The 20,668-nt window shown below is 69.8% G+C and carries 20 protein-coding genes; 13 read left to right on the top strand and 7 right to left on the bottom strand.

Annotated elements, in window-relative coordinates; translation table 11 throughout:
* Window positions 1-19: 19 nt before the first annotated feature.
* The gene (gene rpe / locus G6N25_RS00305; protein WP_142272653.1) at window positions 20-715 is read left to right on the top strand and encodes a ribulose-phosphate 3-epimerase; all 696 of its coding nucleotides are present in this window, start codon (window positions 20-22) and stop codon (window positions 713-715) included.
* Complete coding sequence (gene ribD / locus G6N25_RS00300; RefSeq protein ID WP_083074322.1) at window positions 712-1,740, top strand: bifunctional diaminohydroxyphosphoribosylaminopyrimidine deaminase/5-amino-6-(5-phosphoribosylamino)uracil reductase RibD; 1,029 nt, start codon at window positions 712-714, stop codon at window positions 1,738-1,740. The genes rpe and ribD overlap by 4 nt, the downstream gene beginning before the upstream one ends.
* Before the next feature lie 3 nt (window positions 1,741-1,743).
* Here ribD and G6N25_RS00295 read toward each other — a convergent pair whose 3' ends face one another.
* Both G6N25_RS00295 and G6N25_RS00290 read right to left on the bottom strand, forming a co-directional pair.
* Window positions 1,744-3,393, bottom strand: a complete 1,650-nt coding sequence (locus G6N25_RS00295) for an MFS transporter (RefSeq protein ID WP_083074323.1) — start codon at window positions 3,391-3,393, stop codon at window positions 1,744-1,746.
* On the bottom strand, window positions 3,390-4,106 hold the full coding sequence (locus G6N25_RS00290) for an LppX_LprAFG lipoprotein (RefSeq protein WP_083074324.1): 717 nt from the start codon (window positions 4,104-4,106) through the stop codon (window positions 3,390-3,392). Before G6N25_RS00290 ends, G6N25_RS00295 begins: the two co-directional genes overlap by 4 nt.
* A gap of 84 nt (window positions 4,107-4,190) precedes the next feature.
* On the opposite strand from G6N25_RS00290, the gene G6N25_RS00285 reads away from it, so the two are divergent.
* The 4 genes from G6N25_RS00285 to G6N25_RS00270 all read left to right on the top strand — a co-directional run bounded on the left by G6N25_RS00285 (window position 4,191) and on the right by G6N25_RS00270 (window position 7,296).
* Window positions 4,191-4,790 carry a riboflavin synthase gene (locus G6N25_RS00285; protein WP_083074325.1) on the top strand — a complete coding sequence of 200 codons (600 nt, stop codon included), beginning with the start codon at window positions 4,191-4,193 and terminating at the stop codon, window positions 4,788-4,790.
* Between the two features lie 226 nt (window positions 4,791-5,016).
* Window positions 5,017-6,294: a bifunctional 3,4-dihydroxy-2-butanone-4-phosphate synthase/GTP cyclohydrolase II gene (locus G6N25_RS00280; protein ID WP_083074326.1), complete on the top strand. Its 1,278-nt coding sequence runs from the start codon at window positions 5,017-5,019 to the stop codon at window positions 6,292-6,294.
* A gap of 52 nt (window positions 6,295-6,346) precedes the next feature.
* Entirely contained in the window at window positions 6,347-6,829 is a 483-nt protein-coding gene (gene ribH, locus G6N25_RS00275; protein WP_083074327.1) for a 6,7-dimethyl-8-ribityllumazine synthase, read from the top strand.
* A complete protein-coding gene (locus G6N25_RS00270) occupies window positions 6,826-7,296 on the top strand; it encodes a PH domain-containing protein (protein WP_083074328.1) in 471 nt (156 codons plus the stop codon). Before ribH ends, G6N25_RS00270 begins: the two co-directional genes overlap by 4 nt.
* Window positions 7,297-7,322: 26 nt before the next feature.
* On the opposite strand, the gene G6N25_RS00265 is transcribed toward G6N25_RS00270, so the two are convergent.
* Complete coding sequence (locus G6N25_RS00265; RefSeq protein ID WP_083074329.1) at window positions 7,323-7,748, bottom strand: type II toxin-antitoxin system VapC family toxin; 426 nt, start codon at window positions 7,746-7,748, stop codon at window positions 7,323-7,325.
* Window positions 7,749-7,751: 3 nt separating this feature from the next.
* Window positions 7,752-8,015, bottom strand: a complete 264-nt coding sequence (locus G6N25_RS00260) for a type II toxin-antitoxin system Phd/YefM family antitoxin (protein ID WP_232065668.1) — start codon at window positions 8,013-8,015, stop codon at window positions 7,752-7,754.
* Between the two features lie 96 nt (window positions 8,016-8,111).
* Here G6N25_RS00260 and uvrC point away from each other — a divergent pair, with 96 nt between their 5' ends.
* Genes uvrC through G6N25_RS00235 form a run of 5 tightly spaced genes read left to right on the top strand, consistent with a single transcriptional unit; the run spans window position 8,112 to window position 14,343 of the window.
* Entirely contained in the window at window positions 8,112-10,055 is a 1,944-nt protein-coding gene (gene uvrC, locus G6N25_RS00255) for an excinuclease ABC subunit UvrC (RefSeq protein WP_083074330.1), read from the top strand.
* Window positions 10,052-10,930, top strand: a complete 879-nt coding sequence (rapZ, locus tag G6N25_RS00250) for an RNase adapter RapZ (RefSeq protein ID WP_083074331.1) — start codon at window positions 10,052-10,054, stop codon at window positions 10,928-10,930. Before uvrC ends, rapZ begins: the two co-directional genes overlap by 4 nt.
* Window positions 10,927-11,961, top strand: coding sequence for a uridine diphosphate-N-acetylglucosamine-binding protein YvcK (gene yvcK / locus G6N25_RS00245; protein ID WP_083074332.1), 1,035 nt, complete (start codon window positions 10,927-10,929; stop codon window positions 11,959-11,961). Before rapZ ends, yvcK begins: the two co-directional genes overlap by 4 nt.
* The gene (gene whiA, locus G6N25_RS00240) at window positions 11,958-12,935 is read left to right on the top strand and encodes a DNA-binding protein WhiA (RefSeq protein WP_083074371.1); all 978 of its coding nucleotides are present in this window, start codon (window positions 11,958-11,960) and stop codon (window positions 12,933-12,935) included. The genes yvcK and whiA overlap by 4 nt, the downstream gene beginning before the upstream one ends.
* 19 nt (window positions 12,936-12,954) lie before the next feature.
* Entirely contained in the window at window positions 12,955-14,343 is a 1,389-nt protein-coding gene (locus tag G6N25_RS00235; protein WP_083074333.1) for a WS/DGAT/MGAT family O-acyltransferase, read from the top strand.
* A 5-nt stretch (window positions 14,344-14,348) separates the two neighbouring features.
* Here the strand turns inward: G6N25_RS00235 and G6N25_RS00230 are convergent, their stop codons facing one another.
* From G6N25_RS00230 to G6N25_RS00220, 3 genes are read right to left on the bottom strand one after another with little or no spacing between them, the layout of a single operon-like run.
* Window positions 14,349-15,611: an alpha/beta hydrolase gene (locus G6N25_RS00230; RefSeq protein ID WP_083074334.1), complete on the bottom strand. Its 1,263-nt coding sequence runs from the start codon at window positions 15,609-15,611 to the stop codon at window positions 14,349-14,351.
* Window positions 15,611-17,230, bottom strand: coding sequence for an acyl-CoA ligase FadD12 (gene fadD12 / locus G6N25_RS00225; RefSeq protein WP_083074335.1), 1,620 nt, complete (start codon window positions 17,228-17,230; stop codon window positions 15,611-15,613). The genes G6N25_RS00230 and fadD12 overlap by 1 nt, the downstream gene beginning before the upstream one ends.
* A 3-nt stretch (window positions 17,231-17,233) precedes the next feature.
* Window positions 17,234-18,043, bottom strand: a complete 810-nt coding sequence (locus G6N25_RS00220; protein WP_083074336.1) for a 1-acyl-sn-glycerol-3-phosphate acyltransferase — start codon at window positions 18,041-18,043, stop codon at window positions 17,234-17,236.
* 370 nt (window positions 18,044-18,413) lie between these two features.
* On the opposite strand from G6N25_RS00220, the gene G6N25_RS00215 reads away from it, so the two are divergent.
* Both G6N25_RS00215 and G6N25_RS00210 read left to right on the top strand, forming a co-directional pair.
* Entirely contained in the window at window positions 18,414-18,746 is a 333-nt protein-coding gene (locus G6N25_RS00215) for a hypothetical protein (protein WP_232065667.1), read from the top strand.
* A 68-nt stretch (window positions 18,747-18,814) separates the two neighbouring features.
* Window positions 18,815-20,575, top strand: a complete 1,761-nt coding sequence (locus tag G6N25_RS00210) for a DUF3556 domain-containing protein (protein ID WP_083074338.1) — start codon at window positions 18,815-18,817, stop codon at window positions 20,573-20,575.
* Window positions 20,576-20,668: the final 93 nt, after the last annotated feature.

Genomic DNA, 20,668 nt, shown 5'->3' with positions numbered 1-20,668 from the left:
GGCGGCCGGGCTGCGTAGTCTGTCGCTCATGCCTTGCCGTACGGGACCGTTGATCGCCCCGTCGATCCTCGCCGCCGACTTCGCCCGGCTCGCCGACGAAGCGGCCGCGGTGGCCGGCGCCGACTGGCTGCACATCGACGTGATGGACAACCACTTCGTCCCGAACCTGACCATCGGCCTGCCCGTGGTGGAGAGCCTGCTGGCGGCCTGCACCATCCCGATGGATTGCCATCTGATGATCGAGGACCCCGACCGCTGGGCGCCCCCGTACGCCGAGGCGGGCGCCTACAACGTCACCTTCCACGCCGAGGCCACCGACAATCCGATCGCGGTGGCCCGCGACATCCGCGCCGCGGGCGCCAGGGCGGGGATCAGCGTGAAGCCGGGGACCCCGCTGGAGCCCTACCTGGAGATCCTGCCGCACTTCGACACTTTGCTCATCATGTCGGTCGAGCCCGGGTTCGGGGGCCAGAGCTTCATCCCGGAGGTGCTCGGAAAGGTCCGCACCGCGCGCAAGCTGATCGAGGCGGGGGAGTTGACGATTTTGGTCGAGATCGACGGCGGCATCAACGAGGACACCATCGAGCAGGCCGCCGAGGCCGGCGTCGACTGCTTCGTCGCCGGGTCGGCGGTGTACGGCGCGGAGGACCCGGAGGCCGCGGTGGAAGCATTACGGCAACAGGCCGCGGCCGCGTCACCGCATCTACGCGCATGAACCAGCCCCAGTCGGTCGACAGCATCGACGCGGCCATGCGCCTGGCGATGGAACACTCCTACCAGGTCAAGGGCACCACCTATCCGAATCCGCCGGTCGGGGCCGTCATCGTGGACCCGCAGGGCCGGGTGGTCGGCGTCGGCGCCACCGAGCCCGCCGGCGGCGACCACGCCGAGGTGCTGGCCCTGCGGCGCGCCGGCGGCCTGGCCGCCGGCGGCATCGCCGTGCTCACCCTCGAGCCGTGCAACCACTACGGCAAGACGCCGCCGTGCGTGAACGCCCTGATCGAGGCCAGGGTGGGCACGGTGGTGTACGCCGTCGGCGACCCGAACGCGATCGCCGGCGGCGGCGCGGGCCGGCTGCAGGCCGCGGGCGTGCAGGTGCGGTCCGGCGTGCTCGCCGACCTGGTGGCGGCGGGGCCGCTGCGGGAATGGCTGCACAAGGTCCGGACCGGGCTGCCCCACGTGACGTGGAAGTACGCCGCCAGCGTCGACGGCCGCAGCGCCGCCGCCGATGGCACCAGCCAGTGGATCTCCAGCGAGGCCGCGCGGCTGGACCTGCACCGGCGCCGCGCCATCGCCGACGCGATCGTCGTCGGCACCGGCACCGTGCTGGCCGACGACCCGGCGCTGACCGCCCGGCTGGCCGACGGCTCGCTGGCGCGCCGCCAACCCCTCCGGGTGGTGGTGGGCATGCGCGAAATACCGCCGGACGCGAAGGTTCTCAACGACGACTCGCGCACCATGGTGATCCGCACCCACGACCCCATGGAGGTGATCAAGGCGCTGTCGGACCGCACCGACGTGCTCGTGGAGGGCGGCCCCACCCTGGCCGGCGCCTTCCTGCGGGCGGGGGCGATCAACCGCATCCTGGCCTACGTGGCGCCGATCCTGGTGGGTGGCCCCGGCGCGGCGGTCGGCGACGTGGGGGTGCCCACCATCGCCCGGGCGTTGCGCTGGCAGTTCGACGGCATCGACCGGGCCGGCCCCGACCTGGTGCTCAGCCTGGTGCCGCACGGCGGCTAGCGCTCAGGGGGCGGGCGCGAAGGCCTTTTCCTCGGGGACTTTCGGCTCGTCGGCGTGTTCGTGGCGACCGCTGATGAGCAGGCCCAGCAGCGCTCCCACCACGCAGACGATCGCGGTGATGGTGAATATCTCGCCGTACATCGCCGCGAACGACGGCAGGACCTGATGCGCCTGGGCGATCGCCCGATCCGTCCCGGTCAGGTCGCTCGGCAGCGCGGCGTATTTGCTGTTGAGGATCTGGTAGAAGCGGTACAACCCCCAGGCGCTCAGCGCGGCCACGCCGATCAGCATGCCGGTCATCCGGGCCACCACCACCGCCGCCGAGGCGATGCCGTGCTCGTCCGCCGGGACGACGCGCAGCGCCGCCGACGTCAGCGGCCCGATCACCAGCCCAAGCCCCAGACCCGCGATCAGCAGGTCGGTCTGCATCGCGGGCAGGGTGACCAATCCGACGACGTCGTAGCCGTAGTGCGGCAGGTCGACCGGCCAGTGCGAGATCAGCAGGTAGCCGCCGGCGGCGATGAGCAGCCCTGCGACGGTGACCGCGCGGTCACCGGCCCGGGTGGCGATCAGGCCCCCCACCACCGCACCGACCGGCAGCGCGACCAGGAAGAAGAGCAGCATCCCGGCCGCCTCGTTCTCGTTCTTCCCCAGCACGCCCTGGCCGAACAGCTCCACGTCGACCAGCGTCACCATCAACGCCGCGCCGGCGGCGAACGACGCGGCCAGCGCGGCCAGGAACGGCCGGAACTGCACGCCCGCCGGGTCGATGAGCCGGGTCCGCGCGAAGCGTTCCCAGAGCAGGAAGGCCACCGCGGCGACGGCCGCCGCGATCACCAGGGGCAACCCGTAGCTGGGCAGCGCCTCCTTGCCGTCCGGGTTGGGGTTGTACAGCCCGATGACCGCCAGGCCGAGGGTGATGGCGAGCAGCACACCGCCGATCAGGTCGATTCTCTCGGGCGCGGCGCTGCGGTCGTGCGACGGGAGGCTGATCTGGATCAACGCCATGGCGACCAGGGTCAGCGGCACATTGATCCAGAACACGTCCCGCCAGTCGCGCAGCAACCAGACGATGAAAATCCCGTACAGGGGGCCCAGCACGCTGCCCAGCTCCTGCGCCGCGCCGATGCCGCCGAGCACCGCCGCGCGGTTGCGCTGCGCCCACAGGTCGGCGCCCAGGGCCAGGGTGACCGGCAGCAGCGCGCCGCTGGCGACGCCCTGGACGGTGCGGCCCACGACCAGCACGTGAAGGCTCGACACGTGAAAGTTCTGTATCGGGTACCCGAGGACCACCAGGTCCCGGAGCGGGTGCCCGAGAATCTCGATGTTCACGGTGGCCACGTCGAAGTTGCCGATCTGCACCGACAGCGCGGTGATCACGGAGCCGAGCATGAAGGTGGCCAGGCTGACCTGGAGCAGCCGCTTGCGGCCGAACCGATCGGACGCCTTGCCCAGCAACGGCATGGCCGCGATGTAGCCCAGCAGGTACATCGTGACGATCGGGGTGATCCGCTGCAGCTGGTTAATCGGGATGCCGACGTCGTGCATGATGTCGCGCATGATGGTGACCACGACGTACGCGTCGAGGGCGCCCAGCAGGACCGCCAGGCTGCCCGCGCCGATCGCGACCCGGCGCCCCGCCAGCCCGCTCATGAGCTCGCCGCGGGCTTGGTCACCTGCACCGGCTGGCCCCACTTCGACAAGGTCATCTGGACGCTGTTGCCCTGGCTTTGTTGCAGGTTGACCTGGGCCAGCTGGTGGTCACCGCTCTCGACGATCCAGACCGTGGCCGGCACCGGCTGGGTCGCCTTGAAGGGGGACGCAATCTTGTTCACGGCGTCCGCGGAGACGTTGCCGCTGATGCGGACGGTGGTTTGGCCGCTGACCTGGTCGCGGCCCTCGGCCTTGGCGTTGGTGAAGTTCGCCAGCACGTTGGCCAGGCCGGTGTCCGGGTTCAGGATCGCCGACGGGTCATAGACCTGGGAGGCCGGACCGACATCGGTCATCGTCTTGTCGCCGGGGTTGAGGGCGTTGGTATAGAGGTCACCGCCCACGACGACGAAGTCGGCGCTGATGTCTTGCCCGGCCAGGGTGATCTCGGCGTTGCCCTGCGCCGCGGTGCTGGGCGTCGTGGTGAGGTCGCCGGTCAAAGTCCTGACGGGCAACCCAGCGATTTTTCCGGTCACCGTCAGCACCAGGTGCGCGCTCTTGAGGTTCTTGGTGGCGTCCGTGGACTGCTTCACCAGCGTCGTGCCGTCGGGCAGTGGGCCCCCGCTCTTCGACGAGCTGAACGAGCAGCCGGCGATCAGGGCGGTGGCGAGGCTCAAGAATGCAAGGACGGCCGACAGACGGCGGGGGTTTTGCATACCCTGCATCGTAGAGGGTGCCGGTGACCGGCTTTCGGAACGCGGGGGCCGCGTCGCCGCGCATCGGCCCATTAACCTGGTGCAATGTTCACCGGAATTGTCGAGGAGCTCGGGGAGATCACCGGCCGGGACGTGCTCGCGGATGCCGCCCGGCTGACGGTTCGCGGGCCGGTCGTGACCACCGATGCCGGACACGGCGATTCGATCGCCGTCAACGGCGTGTGCCTGACGGTCGCCGAGCTGCTGCCCGGCGGCCGATTCACCGCCGACGTGATGGGCGAGACCCTGAGCCGGTCCAACCTCGGCGCGCTGGAGATCGGCAGCCGGGTCAACCTCGAGCGCGCCGCGGCCGTCAACGCCCGGCTCGGCGGGCACATCGTGCAGGGCCACGTCGACGGCACCGGCCGGGTGGTGTCCCGCGCACCCTCGGAGCACTGGGAGGTGGTGCGGATCGAGGTTCCCGAGGCGGTGGCCCGCTACGTCGTCGAGAAGGGGTCGATCACCGTCGACGGGATTTCCCTGACGGTCTCCGGGCTGGGCTCCGAGCCCCGGGACTGGTTCGAGGTCTCGCTGATCCCGACGACCCGGGAACTGACCACCCTGGGCCGCGCCCCGGTCGGGACGCCGGTGAACCTCGAGGCCGACGTCATCGCCAAGTACGTCGAGCGGCTCCTGTCGCGTTAGTACGGCCGCTATCAGGCTTTACCGCGCCGGCAGCACGCCGAAATCGACGTTACCGTGATGGTCACCCGCACTTTTCCGCGCTCCCGTCGATCTCGACGAACAGGGCGTCGGGAGAGAGGCGTCCGCCCGGAAAAGCCGTGGCAATAACCGCCCCGCCACGGTGGTTCATACTGAATGCGACACTTGGGCTTCTCCTAGGGGCCCTACGAGAGCAAGGCAGCAAAAGATGACGAGGTTGGACTCCGTCGAGAGGGCGGTTGCCGACATCGCGGCCGGTAAGGCCGTCATCGTCATCGACGACGAGGAACGCGAGAACGAGGGCGACCTGATCTTCGCCGCCGAAAAGGCGACGCCGGAGATGGTGGCCTTCATGGTCCGCTACACCTCGGGATATCTGTGCGTGCCGCTGGACGGCGCGATCTGCGACCGGCTCGGGCTGCTGCCGATGTACGCGGTGAACCAGGACAAGCACGGCACCGCCTACACCGTCACGGTCGACGCGAAAAATGGTGTCGGCACCGGGATTTCGGCGTCCGACCGCGCGACCACGATGCGGTTGCTGGCCGATCCCGCCAGCGTCGCCGACGATTTCACCCGCCCCGGCCACGTGGTTCCGTTGCGCGCCAAGGACGGCGGCGTGCTGCGCCGGCCCGGCCACACCGAGGCCGCGGTCGATTTGGCCCGGATGGCGGGGCTGCAGCCCGCGGGCGCGATCTGCGAGATCGTCAGCCAGAAGGACGAGGGCTCGATGGCCCAGACGGACGAGTTGCGGGTCTTCGCCGACGAGCACGACCTCGCGCTGATCACCATCGCCGACCTGATCGAATGGCGGCGCAAGCACGAGAAGCACATCGAGCGGATCGCCGAGGCACGGATCCCGACGCGGCACGGCGAGTTTCGCGCCATCGGCTACGCAAGCATCTACGAGGACGTCGAACACGTGGCGCTGGTCCGCGGCGAGATCGCCGGCCCGAACGCCGACGGCGACGATGTGTTGGTCCGCGTGCACTCCGAATGCCTGACCGGTGACGTGTTCGGGTCCCGCCGCTGCGACTGCGGGCCCCAGCTGGACGCCGCGATGGCGATGGTCGCCCGGGAGGGGCGCGGCGTGGTGCTGTACATGCGCGGCCACGAGGGCCGCGGCATCGGCCTGATGCACAAGCTGCAGGCCTACCAGCTGCAGGACGCCGGTGACGACACCGTGGACGCCAACCTCAAGCTCGGATTGCCCGCCGACGCAAGGGATTACGGCATCGGCGCGCAGATCCTCGTCGACCTCGGGGTGCGCTCGATGCGGCTGCTGACCAACAACCCGGCCAAGCGGGTCGGGCTGGACGGTTACGGGCTGCACATCATCGAGCGGGTGCCGCTGCCCGTGCGGGCCAACGCCGAGAACATCCGCTACCTGATGACCAAGCGTGACAAGATGGGCCACGACCTCGCCGGGCTGGACGACTTCCACGAATCCGTGCATCTGCCGGGGGAATTCGGCGGTGCTCTGTGAGCGTCCGCGTCCGCGACGATGCAGAGCGAAGCGATGAGGAGGAGCGGCGCTGATGAGCGGAAGCGCCGGGGTGCCGGAGATTCCGGCGCTTGACGCGTCCGGCCTGCGGCTCGGCATCGTGGCGAGCACCTGGCACGGCCAAATCTGCGATGCGCTGCTCGCGGGTGCCCGCAAAATGGCCGCCGAGTCGGGCGTCGAGAACCCGACGGTGGTCCGCGTGCTCGGCGCGATCGAGATCCCGGTGGTGGCCCAGGAATTGGCCCGCGATCATGACGCCGTCGTCGCGCTGGGTGTCGTAATCCGCGGTGAGACTCCACATTTCGACTACGTGTGTGATTCGGTGACCCAGGGGCTGACCAGGGTCTCGCTGGACGCCCGCACACCGATCGGCAACGGGGTGTTGACCACCAACACCGAGGAGCAGGCGCTGGCCCGGGCCGGGCTTCCGGCGTCGGCCGAGGACAAGGGGGCCCAGGCCGCCGGGGCGGCCCTGACCGCCGCGCTGACCCTGCGCGACCTGCGCGCTCGGTCGTGAGGCCGCCGGCGCGGGGTGAGGTCTGGGATGTCGAGCTGCGCCCGCACCGGACTCCGTTATTCGTTTACGCCGCGGCGTTTCTGATCGCCGCCGCGCACATCGTGGTGGGTCTGCTGCTCAAGATCAGCTCCAGCGGCGTGATCTTCCACACCTCCGACCAGGTGGCGATCGCCATCCTGGGTCTGGTGATCGCCGGCGCCGTGCTGTTGTTCGCGCGGCCCCGGCTGCGGGTGGGGCCGGCCGGGCTGTCGGTGCGAAACCTCTTCGGATACAGGCTTATTCCGTGGCCGGACGTGGTCGGTGTGTCGTTTCCCGCCGGCAGACGGTGGGCGCGCATCGACCTGCCCGACGACGAGTACATCCCGCTGATGGCGATCCAGGCCGTCGACAAGGAGCGCGCCGTGGCCGCCATGGACACTGTGCGGTCGCTGCTGGCGCGATATCGGCCGGACCTGCGCGCGGGCTGAGCGCCGAAAGATCGGCGGGGACGTGGTTACCGTCCCGGCGCCAGGCTTACGGCGGCCTCTTGCGCTGCGGTGCGTAGGCGCTGGTCCCATACGGCGAACACGGTGTCGTCGACCCCGACGGCGAGGACGCTGGCAAGGTGGACCGCCTCGGCGCCAGGCAGGGCGTGTGCGGTGGCCAAATGCCCGGCGTGCTGGGCGATGTTCTCAGTCAGCTCCACCGCCCGGGTGGCCGCCCAGTACTCCTCCCACATCGCTTGGGACTGGAGTTGCTCGTCGGCGCCGAAGCGGTGGGCGCGTCCGGCGGCCGCCAGCGCGGCACGCACCTCGGGGTAAGCCAAACGAGAAGAGACCGCGGCGTCGCAGCCGTCCCACAGCGCCGCGGCGATGTCGCTGCCATCCTCCTCGACCAGGAGTTTGACGAACGCGCTGCTGTCGAAATAAACGATCGGCACGGGTCAGCGGCGTTGTTCACTCACCAGGTCGGAGACCGAGCCGCGAGCGCGCACGCGTGGTGCCCCGGTGGCCGTGGGCCGGCCGGCCGAGCGCGGTCGGCTCACCACACCCTGCTTGGTCAGTTGCTCGAGCAGCGGTGCGGTGTCCACGGCCACCAGCCGAACTACCGGCGTTCCGCGATCGGTGACCACGACCTCCTCGCCAGCGCGGACCCGCTCGATCCAGTCCGCCAGCTCGGCCCGCAACGTACTGATCGCCACCTGCATCACGGTAGTGTACAACAGAACTATAATCATTTGTACGTTAATGCCGGTCGAATGGCGGCCCCCGGGTGCTCTTTTGGCGGCTATTAGCCTGGACACGTGCCAGATCCCGCGACGTATCGCCCCGCGCCCGGGTCCATCCCGGTCGAGCCCGGCGTGTACCGGTTCCGGGACTCGCACGGGCGCGTCATCTACGTCGGCAAGGCCAAGAGCCTGCGCAGCAGGCTGACGTCCTACTTCGCCGACGTCGCCGGCCTGCACCCGCGCACCCGGCAGATGGTGACCACCGCGGCCAAGGTCGAGTGGACGGTGGTCAACACCGAAGTCGAGGCGTTGCAGCTGGAATACAACTGGATCAAGGAGTTCGATCCGCGCTTCAACGTCCGCTACCGCGACGACAAGTCCTACCCGGTGCTGGCCGTCACCCTGGGCGAGGAGTTCCCGCGGCTGATGGTCTACCGCGGCCCGCGCCGCAAGGGCGTGCGCTATTTCGGGCCGTACTCGCACGCGTGGGCCATCCGGGAAACCCTCGATCTGCTCACCCGGGTGTTTCCGGCGCGAACCTGCTCGGCCGGGGTGTTCAAGCGGCACAACCAGATCGACCGCCCCTGCCTGCTCGGCTACATCGACAAGTGCTCGGCGCCGTGCATCGGCCGGGTCAGCGCCGAGCAGCATCGCCAAATCGTCAACGACTTCTGCGACTTCCTGTCCGGCAAGACCGACCGGTTCGCCCGCGACCTCGAGCAGCAGATGAACGCCGCGGCCCAGCAACTCGACTTCGAGCGGGCCGCGCGGCTTCGCGACGACCTGTCGGCGCTCAAGCGGGCCATGGAGAAGCAGGCCGTGGTGCTCGGCGACGGCACCGACGCCGACGTGGTCGCCTTCGCCGACGACGAGCTGGAGGCGGCGGTGCAGGTGTTCCACGTGCGCGGCGGCCGGGTCCGCGGCCAGCGCGGCTGGATCGTCGAAAAGCCCGGCGACCCCGGCGATTCCGGCGAGGAACAGCTCGTCGAGCAATTCCTGACGCAGTTCTACGGCGAACAGGCCGAGCTGGATGGCGCCGCCGACGAATCGACCAACCCCGTCCCCCGCGAGGTGCTGGTGCCGTGCCTGCCGTCCAACGCCGACGAGTTGACGAGCTGGCTGTCCGGGCTGCGCGGATCCCGGGTCGCCATCAGGGTGCCGCGGCGCGGCGACAAGCGGGCGCTGGCCGAAACGGTGCAGCGCAACGCGAAAGAGGCGCTGCAGCAACACAAGCTGAAGCGGGCCGGCGACTTCAACGCCAGATCGGCTGCGCTGCAGAACATTCAGGACTCCCTGGGCCTGGCCGACGCGCCGCTGCGCATCGAATGCGTGGACATCAGCCACGTGCAGGGCACCGACGTGGTGGGCTCGCTGGTGGTGTTCGAGGACGGCCTGCCGCGCAAATCGGACTACCGCCACTTCGCGATCCGGGAGGCCGCCGGCCAGGGACGCTCCGACGACGTCGCCTCCATCGCCGAGGTGACCCGCCGCCGGTTCGTGCGGCACCTAAGCGACAAAAACGATCCGAATATGCTTGCGCCGGAAGGAAGGTCGCGCCGCTTCGCGTACCCGCCCAATCTCTACGTCGTCGACGGCGGCGCGCCGCAGGTCAACGCGGCCAGCGCCGTGCTCGACGAACTCGGCATCACCGACGTCGCGGTGATCGGCCTGGCCAAGCGGCTGGAAGAGGTCTGGGTGCCCTCGGAGCCGGACCCGATCATCATGCCACGCAACAGCGAGGGGCTCTACCTGCTGCAGCGCGTGCGCGACGAGGCGCACCGGTTCGCCATCGCCTACCATCGCAGCAAGCGATCGAAGCGAATGACCGCCTCGGCGCTGGATTCGGTGCCGGGATTGGGAGAACATCGCCGCAAGGCGCTGGTGGCCCATTTCGGATCGATAGCCCGCCTCAAGGAGGCCACCGTCGACCAGATCACCGCCGTCCCGGGCATCGGCGTGGCCACCGCCGCGGCCGTCCTGGAGGCGCTGCGACCCGAGCGGCACGGGGCCTCGGGATGACCGCGAACGCCGCCGGCATCGACGTCGTTCTGGTGACCGGGCTGTCGGGCGCCGGGCGGGGCACCGCGGCCAAGGTGCTCGAGGACCTCGGCTGGTATGTGGCCGACAACCTGCCGCCCCAGCTGATCACCCGGATGGTGGATTTCGGGCTGGCGGCCGGGTCGCGGATCACCCAGCTGGCGGTCGTGATGGACGTGCGATCGCGGGGATTCACCGGCGATTTGGACTCCGTGCGCACCGAGCTGGCCACCCGCAACATCACCCCGCGCGTGGTGTTCATGGAGGCCTCCGACGACATGCTGGTGCGCCGCTACGAACAGAACCGCCGCAGCCACCCGCTGCAGGGCGAGCAGACCCTGGCCGAGGGCATCGCCGCCGAGCGCCGGATGCTGGCCCCGGTCCGCGCCACCGCCGACCTGATCATCGACACCTCGACGCTGTCGGTGCGGGGCCTGCGGGAAAGCATCGAGCGCGCCTTCGGCGGCGACACCGGCGCGTCCACCAGCGTCACCGTCGAGTCGTTCGGCTTCAAGTACGGCCTGCCCATGGACGCCGACATGGTGATGGACGTCCGGTTCCTGCCCAACCCGCACTGGGTCGACGATTTGCGCCCCCTCACCGGCCAGCATCCGGCGGTGCGTGACTACGTGTTGAACCAGCCCGGCGCGGACGAGTTCCTCGACGCTTACCATCGATTGCTAAACCTGGTGGTTGACGGCTACCGGCGGGAGGGCAAGCGTTACATGACGGTCGCCATCGGCTGCACCGGCGGAAAGCATCGCAGCGTCGCGATTGCCGAGGCGCTGATGCAGCTGCTGGGCGGCAACCCGCAACTGGCGGTGCGGGTGCTGCACCGGGATCTGGGCCGCGAATGAGCTCACCGACCAGTCACAGCATCGTTGCGCTGGGGGGCGGCCACGGCCTGTACGCCACGCTGTCCGCGGCGCGCCGGCTGACCCCCTACGTCACCGCCGTGGTCACCGTCGCCGACGACGGGGGCTCGTCGGGCCGGCTGCGCGCCGAACTGGACGTGGTCCCGCCGGGAGACCTGCGAATGGCCTTGGCGGCGTTGGCATCCGACAGCCCCTACGGGCGGCTGTGGGCGACCATCCTGCAGCACCGGTTCGGCGGCAACGGCGCCCTGGCCGGGCACCCGATCGGCAACCTGATGCTGGCCGGCCTCAACGAGGTGCTGGCCGATCCGGTCGCCGCCCTCGACGAACTCGGCCGCATCCTCGGCGTCAAGGGCCGGGTGCTGCCGATGTGCCCGATCGCGCTGCAGATCGAGGCCGACGTGTCCGGCCTGGAGGCCGACCCGCGGATGTTCCGGCTGATCCGCGGCCAGGTGGCGATCGCGACCACGCCCGGCAAGGTGCGGCGGGTGCGGTTGCTTCCGCCGGATCCCCCGGCGACGCGCCAGGCCGTCGACGCCATCATGGCGGCCGACCTGGTGGTGCTGGGCCCGGGGTCGTGGTTCACCAGCGTGATCCCGCACGTGCTGGTGCCGGGGCTGGCGGCGGCCCTGCGGGCCACCACCGCCCGGCGGGCGCTGGTGCTCAACCTGGTGGCCGAGCCGGGGGAGACGGCCGGCTTCTCGGTGGAGCGCCACCTGCACGTGCTGGCCCAGCACGCCCCCGGGTTCACCGTGCACGACATCATCATCGACGCCGAACGGGTGCCCGGCGAGCGCGAACGCGAGCAACTGCGCCGCACCGCGACGCTGCTGCAAGCCGAGGTCCACTTCGCCGACGTCGCCAGACCTGGTACACCTTTACATGACCCGGGCAAGCTCGCGGCGGCGCTGGACGGGGTCCGAGCGGGTCACCGACGCCCGGGAGCCCCTTCGGCGACAACCACCGAAGAGATTCGGGTCGACGGTGAGAGGGGTGACGACGCGTGGCGATGACGACCGAAGTCAAGGACGAGCTGAGCCGCCTGGTGGTGAAATCGGTGAGCGCGCGTCGCGCGGAGGTCACGTCGCTGCTGAGGTTCGCCGGCGGGCTGCACATCGTGGGCGGCCGGGTGGTGGTCGAGGCCGAGGTGGACCTGGGCAACATCGCGCGGCGGCTGCGCAAGGACATCTTCGACCTCTACGGCTACAACGCCGTCGTGCATGTGTTGTCGGCCAGCGGGATTCGCAAGAGTACCCGGTACGTACTGCGGGTGGCCAACGACGGCGAGGCGCTGGCGCGCCAGACCGGGCTGCTCGACATGCGCGGGCGTCCGGTGCGCGGGCTGCCGGCCCAGGTGGTCGGCGGCAGCGTCGGCGACGCCGAGGCGGCGTGGCGGGGCGCCTTCTTGGCGCACGGGTCGCTGACCGAGCCGGGACGCTCGTCGGCCCTGGAGGTCAGCTGCCCCGGCCCGGAGGCCGCGCTGGCGCTGGTCGGCGCGGCGCGCCGGCTCGGGGTCAGCGCGAAGGCCCGCGAGGTGCGCGGCGCCGACCGGGTGGTGGTGCGCGACGGCGAGGCGATCGGGGCCCTGCTGACGCGGATGGGCGCCCAGGACACGCGCCTGGTCTGGGAGGAGCGCCGGATGCGCCGCGAGGTGCGGGCGACGGCCAACCGGCTGGCCAACTTCGACGACGCCAACCTGCGCCGCTCCGCGCGGGCCGCGGTCGCGGCGGCCGCCCGGGTGGAGCGGGCGCTGGAGATCCTCGGCGACACCGTCCCCGACCACCTGGCCTCGGCGGGCAAGCTGCGCGTCGAGCACCGGCAGGCCTCGCTGGAGGAGCTCGGGCGCCTCGCCGACCCCCCGATGACGAAAGACGCTGTGGCCGGCCGCATTCGACGCCTGCTGTCGATGGCCGACCGCAAGGCGAAGGTCGACGGCATTCCCGACACCGAATCGGCGGTGACGCCAGACCTGTTGGAAGACGCCTGACGAAGACTACGGTCGTGTCATGAAGCGGCTTTCGAGTGTCGATGCGGCGTTCTGGTCAGCGGAAACTGCGGGCTGGCACATGCACGTGGGCGCGCTGGCGATCTGCGATCCCAGCGACGCGCCCGAGTACAGCTTTGCCCGGCTCCGCGAGCTGATCATCGAGCGACTACCCGAGCTGCCGCAGTTGCGGTGGCGGGTGACCGGCGCGCCGCTCGGCCTGGACCGGCCGTGGTTCGTCGAGGACGAGGACCTTGACGTCGACTTCCATATCCGACACATCGGGGTTCCGGCTCCCGGCGAGCGGCGCGAGCTGGAGGAGTTGGTGGGCCGGCTGATGTCCTACAAGCTGGACCGCTCCCGGCCGCTGTGGGAGCTGTGGGTCATCGAGGGCGTCAGCGGCGGCCGGATCGCGACGCTGACCAAGATGCATCACGCCATCGTCGACGGGGTCTCCGGCGCCGGGCTGGGCGAAATCCTGTTGGACGTCACGCCGGAACCCCGCCCGCCGCAAGAGGAGACGGTCGGCTCGCTGGTGGGTTTCCGGCTTCCCGGGCTGGAGCGGCGTGCGGTGGGTGCGCTGTTCAACCTCGGAATCATGACGCCGTTTCGCGTCGCGCGACTGGTGGAGCAGACCTTGCGCCAGCAGGTCGCCGTGTTGGGCGTCAGCAGCAGGCCGCCGCGCTACTTCGAGGCGCCCAAGACCCGGTTCAACGCGCCCGTGTCGCCGCACCGGCGGGTCACCGGCTGCCGCGTCGAGCTGGCCCGGGTCAAGGCCGTCAAGGACACCTACGGTGTCAAGCTCAACGACGTCGTGCTCGCCCTGGTGGCCGGCGCCGCCCGCGGCTATCTGGAAAAGCGTGGCGAGCTGCCGGTCAAACCGCTCATCGCGCAGATCCCCGTCTCGACCCGGACCAACGAGGACAAGAGCGAGATCGGCAACAAGATCAGCTCCATGACCGCGTCCCTGGCCACCGACATCGACGACCCGGCCGAGCGGCTGCGCGCCATCCACGACAGCACCCAGAGCGCCAAATTGATGGCCAAGGCGCTGTCGGCGCATCAGATCATGGGGCTGACCGAGACCACGCCGCCGGGGCTGCTGCAGTTGGCCGCGCGGGCGTACACGGCCACCGGGCTGTCGCGAAACCTGGCGCCCATCAACCTGGTTGTCTCCAACGTCCCCGGCCCGGCGTGCCCGCTGTACATGGCGGGCGCCAAGGTGGATTCGCTGGTGCCGCTGGGACCGCCGGTCATGGACGTCGCCCTGAACATCACCTGCTTCTCCTACGAGGACTACCTGGACTTCGGTTTCGTGACGACACCCGAGGTGGCCAACGACATCGACGACATGGCCGACGCCGTCGAACCCGCGCTGACCGAACTCGAGAAGGCCGCCGCGCTGGAGTGACCGGGTTAATCGCCGTCGCCGCGATAGCTGGTGGCGTACACCCAGGACAAGAACCGCGCCACGGCCTCCGCGGACCGATGCCCCCGCGGGGAACCGAAGATGTCGAAAGCGTGTTGGGCGTAAGGTAATTCGGCGTAGGCGACCGGGGACTTGGACACCGCGCGCAGCTCGTCGACGAACTCCTGCGCCTCGCCGACCGGGATGAGCGAATCGTCGCGGCCGTGCAGGACGAAAAACGGCGGCGCGTCGGCGCGAAGCCGCCGGATCGGCGAGGCGTCCACGTAGATATCGCGGTGGCTGGCGAATTTCCGCTTCACCACAAACTTTTCGAGCAGCCCCACGAACTCGGGACGACCCTCGCCCTCGGTGGAGAACCAGTCGTAGCGCCCGTACACCGGAACCGCGGCGGCCACCGAGGTGTCGGCGTCCTCGAAGCCCGGCTGGAATTTCGGGTCATTGGGGGTCAGCGCCGCCAGCGCGGACAGGTGCCCGCCGGCGGAGCCGCCGGTGATCGCGACGAACTCGGGATCACCGCCGTAGCGCGCGATGTTCTCCTTGACCCACGCCAGCGCCCGCTTGACGTCGACGATGTGGTCCGGCCAGGTATGCACCGGCGACACCCGATAGCCGATCGACACGCACACCCAGCCGCGGGCGGCCAGGTGGCTCATCAGCGGATAGGCCTGCGGGCGGCGCATTCCGATCACCCAGGCGCCGCCGGGCACCTGCACCAGCACCGGCGCCTTGCCGTCGCGCGGCAGGTCGCGGCGGCGCCAGATGTCGGCCAGGTTGGCGCGGCCGTGCGGGCCGTAGGACACGACGTTCGTCTTCTCGACGTAGCGCCGCCGCGCCACGGTGTTGCCCAGGGGCAGGTTTCGCCGCCCGCGCCGGGTGGGCTTCGTCGTGGGCAGCTTGTTCAGCGCCTCTTCGTAGTCGTCGCCGAGTTGCTCGCGCAGCCCGGCCTCCAGCACCGGGCCCGGGGTGGTGACGCCGCGGTAGCGGATCACGGCGAGGATGGCCCACGACGCGGCCGTCAGCGCCAGCGCCGCCTTGCCGCGCCGCCCGGCGAAGTCGCCGCGCCGCCCGCGCCGCAGGGCGTCGGCCAGCGAGGCGAAGAAGTAGACGCCCGGCACCTCCGAGGTCGGCCAGCCGAACCAGAACACCAGGACGGTGCTGTAGCCCTTGCGCGCGAGCGGGCGTAATCCGTTGGCGGCGTTGGCCAATTCCACCGCGGCGCGCGCCATCGGTCTGGGCTTGCGCGGCCGCATCAGCCGGCCGCCCGCGCTTGCAGCTCGGCCCGCAGGACCTTGCCGGTGCTGCCGCGCGGCAGTTCGTCGAGCACGGTGATCTCGCGGGGCACCTTGTAGTTGGCCAGGTTCTCGCGCACGTGCTGCTTGAGGTCCTCGGGGGTGGCCGAACCGCCCGGCTCGAGCACCACGAACGCCGCCAGCCGCTGGCCGTACTGCTCGTCGTCCACGCCGATCACCGCGGCCTCCGCCACGTCGGGATGCGCCGCCAGCGTCTTCTCCACCTCGATCGGGTAGACGTTCTCGCCGCCGGAGACGATCATCTCGTCGTCGCGGCCGACGACGAACAGCCGCCCGGCGGCGTCCAGGTAGCCGACGTCGCCCGACGACATGAACCCGGCGTGGAAGTCCTTGCCGGTGCCCGACGTGTAGCCGTCGAACTGGGTGTCGTTGCGGACGTAGATGCCGCCGACCTCGCCGGTGGGCACCTCGTTGAATTCGGAGTCCAGGACGCGGATTTCGGTTCCGCCCGCCGGCCGGCCGGCGGTGTCGGGCGCGGCGCGCAGGTCCGCCGGCGTGGCGGTGGCGATCATGCCCGCCTCGGTGGCGTTGTAGTTGTTGTAGATCACGTCGCCGAACTGGTCCATGAACGCGATGACGACGTCGGGCCGCATGCGCGAGCCGGACGCCGCGGCGAACCGTAATGACGTGCAGTCGTAGCGGTTTCGGACGCCGTCGGGCAGATCCATGATGCGGTCGAACATCACCGGCACCACGGCCAGGCCCGTCGCCCGGTGGCGGTCGACGAGGTCCAGTGTGGCCTCGGGGTCGAACTTGCGGCGGGTGATCACCGTGCAGGCCATCGACGCGGCGAACACCAACTGCGAAAAGCCCCACGCGTGGAACATCGGCGCCACGATGACGACGGGTTCCTCCGCGCGCCACGGCGTGCGGTCCAGGATCGCCGTGAGCGTGCCGATTCCGGCGTTGCCGCCAGACTGGTTGGCGCCCTTGGGCGTTCCGGTGGTGCCGGAGGTCAGCAGGATCATCCTGCCCTTGCCGCCGCCACGCTCGGGTCGTTGCCCGGCGTGGGCGGCGATGAGTTTCTCGACCGTCAGCTCGTGCTGTTTGTCGGTCCAGGCCACGATGCGGGTGGCGCCCGGTTTGTCGGCCAGCGCCCGGTCGACGGTCGTGGTGAACTCCTCGTCGTAGACGACGGCGTCGACGCCCTCGCGGTTGACCACATCGGCCAGCGCCGGCCCGGCGAACGACGTGTTGAGGAGCAGGATGTCGGAGCCGATCCGGTTGGCGGCCACCAACGCCTCGACGAAACCGCGGTGATTGCGGCACATGATCCCGATGACCTTCGGTTGGCCCCCGGGCAACCCCTGCAGCGCCGCGGCCAGGGCGTTGATCCGCTCGTCGAGCTGCCGCCACGTCAGCGTGCCCAGCTCGTCCACCAGGCCGGGACGGTCCGGGCAGCGCTGCGCCGCGGTGGCGAAACCCACGGTGATGCCCATGCCTTCGCGACGCATGGCGGCGGCCATCCGCAGGTAGCGGTCGGGCCGCAGCGGCGCGATCAGCCCGGCGCGCCGCAGGGTGCCGATCACGCCGAGGGCCCGGTTCAGGCGAGAAGCCATGGCTCAGCCCAGAATCGGGAAACGGCGCCTGGCGGCGAGCTCGTTGAGGGCTTGCTGCATCACCGAGCGCACGTGCTCGTCGACCTCGTCGACGTCCGGGTCGTCGCCGAACCGCGCGGCGATGTCGATCGGATCCAGCACCTGCGTCACGATCTTGGCGGGCAGCGGCAGGTTCGGCGGGACCGCGGCGCTCAGCCCGAACGGGAAGCCGAACGAGAGCGGCAGAATGTCGCTGCGCAGCAACCGCTTCAGCCCCAGCCGCTCGGCCAGCCACGTCCCCCGGGACAGGTAGAGCTGCGTCTCCTGCCCGCCGATGGACACCGCGGGCACGATCGGCACGCCGGCGTCGATCGCCGTGCTGACGTATCCCTTGCGGCCGTTGAAGTCGATGACGTTCTCGGCGAGCGTGGGCCGGTACGCGTCGTAGTCGCCGCCGGGAAAGACGACCACCACCCCGCCGGAGCGCAGCGCCGTCGCCGCGTTCTCGCGGCTGGCCCGGATATAGCCGGTGCGCCTGAAGAACGGCCCCGTCGGGCCCATGAAGAGGATGTCGTGGCTCAGCGTGTAGACCGGCCGGTCGTAGCCGAACCGGTCGTAGAAGTCGACGGTGAAGATCGGGACGTCCATCGGGAACATGCCGCCGGAGTGGTTACCGACCACCAGCGCCCCGCCGGGCGGGAAGGAATCCAACCCGCGCACCTCGGACCGGAAATACGTCTTCAGGAAGGGGCGCATCACACCCATCAGGCGCTGGGTCAGACCCGGGTCGAATTTGTCGATGTCCCCGATGTCCGGGCTGTCGCTGTCGGTCACGGTCCTCCCTTGCGGCTCCGGCGAGGCCCCTTTGCCACGCGGGGTCCCTCGATGGTAGCGACAGGCGCCGGGGGCGCCGTCACGGCGTTTCTCCCGGATTGCCTCGGGGTTCTCTCCGGCCGACCCGGAAACGCGGGTATTCGTCTGTCCGCGCGTATGGCGCTGGTCGAATCCGGGGGGTTATTGTTACGCACGCCGAGCGCCGATCCCAGCCGAAAGAGACGACATGGACTTTGCCGGTTTGTCCGACGAGCAGCGTGCCCGCTCGGTCGTTGGGCACAGGTCGGGCGGCGCCGGCGACCGACGCGGGCGTAGGCCGCTCAGCGGTGCGGCCCGACCCGGACCGGTCAATGTACGCCGAGGAGGAGCCATGCCTTCGCTGACCGTGAGCCGGCCCGCCGGCGATGTGGAGTGCTCGGCCGAGACGGCGGATCAGCTTCAGGCTGATTATTTTCTGCGGCTGCTCGCCCAGAGGCGCCGCCATATCGAGCACCGGATCGGTGAATACCACAAGGCGATCGCCGGCGCGCACGCCGCCGGCGACACCGAAGGCGTGAGCAACCTTCGGCGGATGGCGCGCATCGAAGAACAGGACCGGCAAACGCTCGACGGCCTGATCGACAAGCTGCACCGGCGATTCGCGGACCAGGCGCCGGGCGGGGTCCCCGAGGTCGCCCGGAGGGCGCGCCCCGCGGTCCTCTAGGGCCGAATCACGCCTGGCCTCAGGGGATTCGCCAGCTGGTTTCACCTCCGACGGGAATGAGGCCACCCATGGGATTCATGTCACCGGAGCTTCCCGACGTCGATCCCGGCACGTGGCGGAGCCTGCCCCGGGCGACGCGGCTGCAGATCGTGACCCGGCACTGGGTGGACCACGGCTTCGGCACCCCGTACGGGGCGTATCTGCTCTACCTGCTCAAGATCGCCCTGTACGTCGCCGCTCCCGCCGCGATCATCTCGCTGACCCCCGGGCTCGGTGGGCTGGGCCGCATCGGTGACTGGTGGTGGCAACCGATCGTGTATCAGAAGTTCATCGTCTTCACGCTGCTGTTCGAGGTCCTGGGCTTCGGTTGCGGGTCCGGTCCGCTGACCGGGCGGTTCACGCCACCGATCGGCGGGTTCCTTTATTGGTTGCGTCCCAACACGATTCGGCTGCCACCCTGGCCGGGCAAGGTTCCGTTCACCAGCGGTGACACCCGCACCGTCGTCGACGTCGCCCTCTATGCCGTCGTGTTGGCCGGCGGGGTGTGGGCGCTGTCCGCGGCCGGTCGGGGTGGGCCGGTCACCGCCGCCGGCGATGTCGGTGTGCTCGACCCCGTTCTCGTGCTGCCGACGATCGTCGCCCTGGCGATCCTGGGTCTGCGCGACAAGACCATCTTCCTGGCCGCCCGCGGCGAACACTACTGGCTGAAGCTGATCGTGTTCTTCTTTCCGTTCACCGACCAGATCGCGGCCTTCAAGATCATCATGCTCGGCTTGTGGTGGGGGGCGGCGACGTCCAAGCTCAACCACCATTTCCCGTACGTCGTGTCGGTGATGACGAGCAACAACGCGCTGCTGCGGGGCACGCTGTTCAATGGGCTCAAGCGCGCGTTCTACCTCGACCCCGTCGACGACCTGCGGCCCAGCTGGCTGCCCAAGGTCATGGCCCATGTCGGCGGCACCACGGCGGAATTCCTGGTCCCGGGGATCCTCGTGTTCGTCGCCGACGGCCAACCATGGCGGTGGTTCCTCATCGGGTTCATGGTGATCTTCCACCTCAATATCCTTTCCAACCTCCCGATGGGGGTCCCGTTGGAATGGAATGTGTTCTTCATCTTCTCGCTGTTCTATCTGTTCGGGCACTACGGCGCGATCCACGCCGTCGACCTTCGGTCACCGCTGCTGCTCGCCATTCTGGTCGTCGCCCTCGTCGTGGTGCCGGTCGCGGGAAACCTTTTCCCGCAAAAGATTTCGTTCCTGCCCGCGATGCGCTACTACGCCGGCAACTGGGCCACCAGCGTGTGGTGTTTCCGCGCGGGCGCCGAGGACAGGATCGAAGCCAACGTCGTCAAAAGCTCCGCCCTGGTCGTCAACCAGTTGGCCAAGCTCTACGACGCGGGCACCGCCGAGATCATGAGCGACAAGGCCGCGGCGTTCCGCGCCATGCACACCCATGGCAGGGCGCTCAACGGGTTGTTGCCCCGCGCCGTGGACACCGAGGCCGACTACAGCGTCCGTGAGGGTGAATTGGTCGCCGGGCCCCTCGTCGGATGGAACTTCGGCGAGGGCCACCTGCACAACGAGCAGCTGCTCGAGGCGGTGCAGCGGCGCTGCCACTTCGAGGAGGGCGACGTCCGCGTCGTCGTGCTCGAAGGCCAACCGATCCACGTCCAAAAGCAGTGGTATCGCATCCTCGACGCCAAGACCGGCGTGATCGAGGCGGGTTATGTCGACGTCGCCGACATGCTCACCCGCCAGCCCTGGCCCGAGCCCGGTGACCGGTTTCCCGTCCACGTCACCACCGGACGCGCCACTCCCGAAAATCTATGACGACGACGGCCATCGATGCCGCCCTGCCTTCTACCACGTTGACCCGATTGGCCCGTTGTGGCCAAAACGTGACAAAGGCTTGACCGAATCGCT

The organism is Mycobacterium heidelbergense, assembly GCF_010730745.1.
GTDB classification, from domain to species: domain Bacteria; phylum Actinomycetota; class Actinomycetes; order Mycobacteriales; family Mycobacteriaceae; genus Mycobacterium; species Mycobacterium heidelbergense.
This window is presented reverse-complemented; position numbering and strand designations above follow the sequence as displayed.

What these genes read in the sequence shown, in the direction of transcription:
- G6N25_RS00210 (WP_083074338.1), top strand. Translation starts at nt 18,815, where the DNA reads ATGGGATTCATGTCACCGGAGCTTCCCGACGTCGATCCCGGCACGTGG.
- G6N25_RS00280 (WP_083074326.1), top strand. Translation starts at nt 5,017, where the DNA reads ATGACGAGGTTGGACTCCGTCGAGAGGGCGGTTGCCGACATCGCGGCC.
- G6N25_RS00285 (WP_083074325.1), top strand. Translation starts at nt 4,191, where the DNA reads ATGTTCACCGGAATTGTCGAGGAGCTCGGGGAGATCACCGGCCGGGAC.
- rapZ (WP_083074331.1), top strand. Translation starts at nt 10,052, where the DNA reads ATGACCGCGAACGCCGCCGGCATCGACGTCGTTCTGGTGACCGGGCTG.
- G6N25_RS00290 (WP_083074324.1), bottom strand. Translation starts at nt 4,106, where the DNA reads ATGCAAAACCCCCGCCGTCTGTCGGCCGTCCTTGCATTCTTGAGCCTC.
- ribH (WP_083074327.1), top strand. Translation starts at nt 6,347, where the DNA reads ATGAGCGGAAGCGCCGGGGTGCCGGAGATTCCGGCGCTTGACGCGTCC.
- yvcK (WP_083074332.1), top strand. Translation starts at nt 10,927, where the DNA reads ATGAGCTCACCGACCAGTCACAGCATCGTTGCGCTGGGGGGCGGCCAC.
- ribD (WP_083074322.1), top strand. Translation starts at nt 712, where the DNA reads ATGAACCAGCCCCAGTCGGTCGACAGCATCGACGCGGCCATGCGCCTG.
- G6N25_RS00260 (WP_232065668.1), bottom strand. Translation starts at nt 8,015, where the DNA reads ATGCAGGTGGCGATCAGTACGTTGCGGGCCGAGCTGGCGGACTGGATC.
- G6N25_RS00295 (WP_083074323.1), bottom strand. Translation starts at nt 3,393, where the DNA reads ATGAGCGGGCTGGCGGGGCGCCGGGTCGCGATCGGCGCGGGCAGCCTG.
- fadD12 (WP_083074335.1), bottom strand. Translation starts at nt 17,230, where the DNA reads ATGGCTTCTCGCCTGAACCGGGCCCTCGGCGTGATCGGCACCCTGCGG.
- G6N25_RS00230 (WP_083074334.1), bottom strand. Translation starts at nt 15,611, where the DNA reads ATGCGGCCGCGCAAGCCCAGACCGATGGCGCGCGCCGCGGTGGAATTG.
- G6N25_RS00215 (WP_232065667.1), top strand. Translation starts at nt 18,414, where the DNA reads ATGCCTTCGCTGACCGTGAGCCGGCCCGCCGGCGATGTGGAGTGCTCG.
- whiA (WP_083074371.1), top strand. Translation starts at nt 11,958, where the DNA reads ATGACGACCGAAGTCAAGGACGAGCTGAGCCGCCTGGTGGTGAAATCG.
- G6N25_RS00235 (WP_083074333.1), top strand. Translation starts at nt 12,955, where the DNA reads ATGAAGCGGCTTTCGAGTGTCGATGCGGCGTTCTGGTCAGCGGAAACT.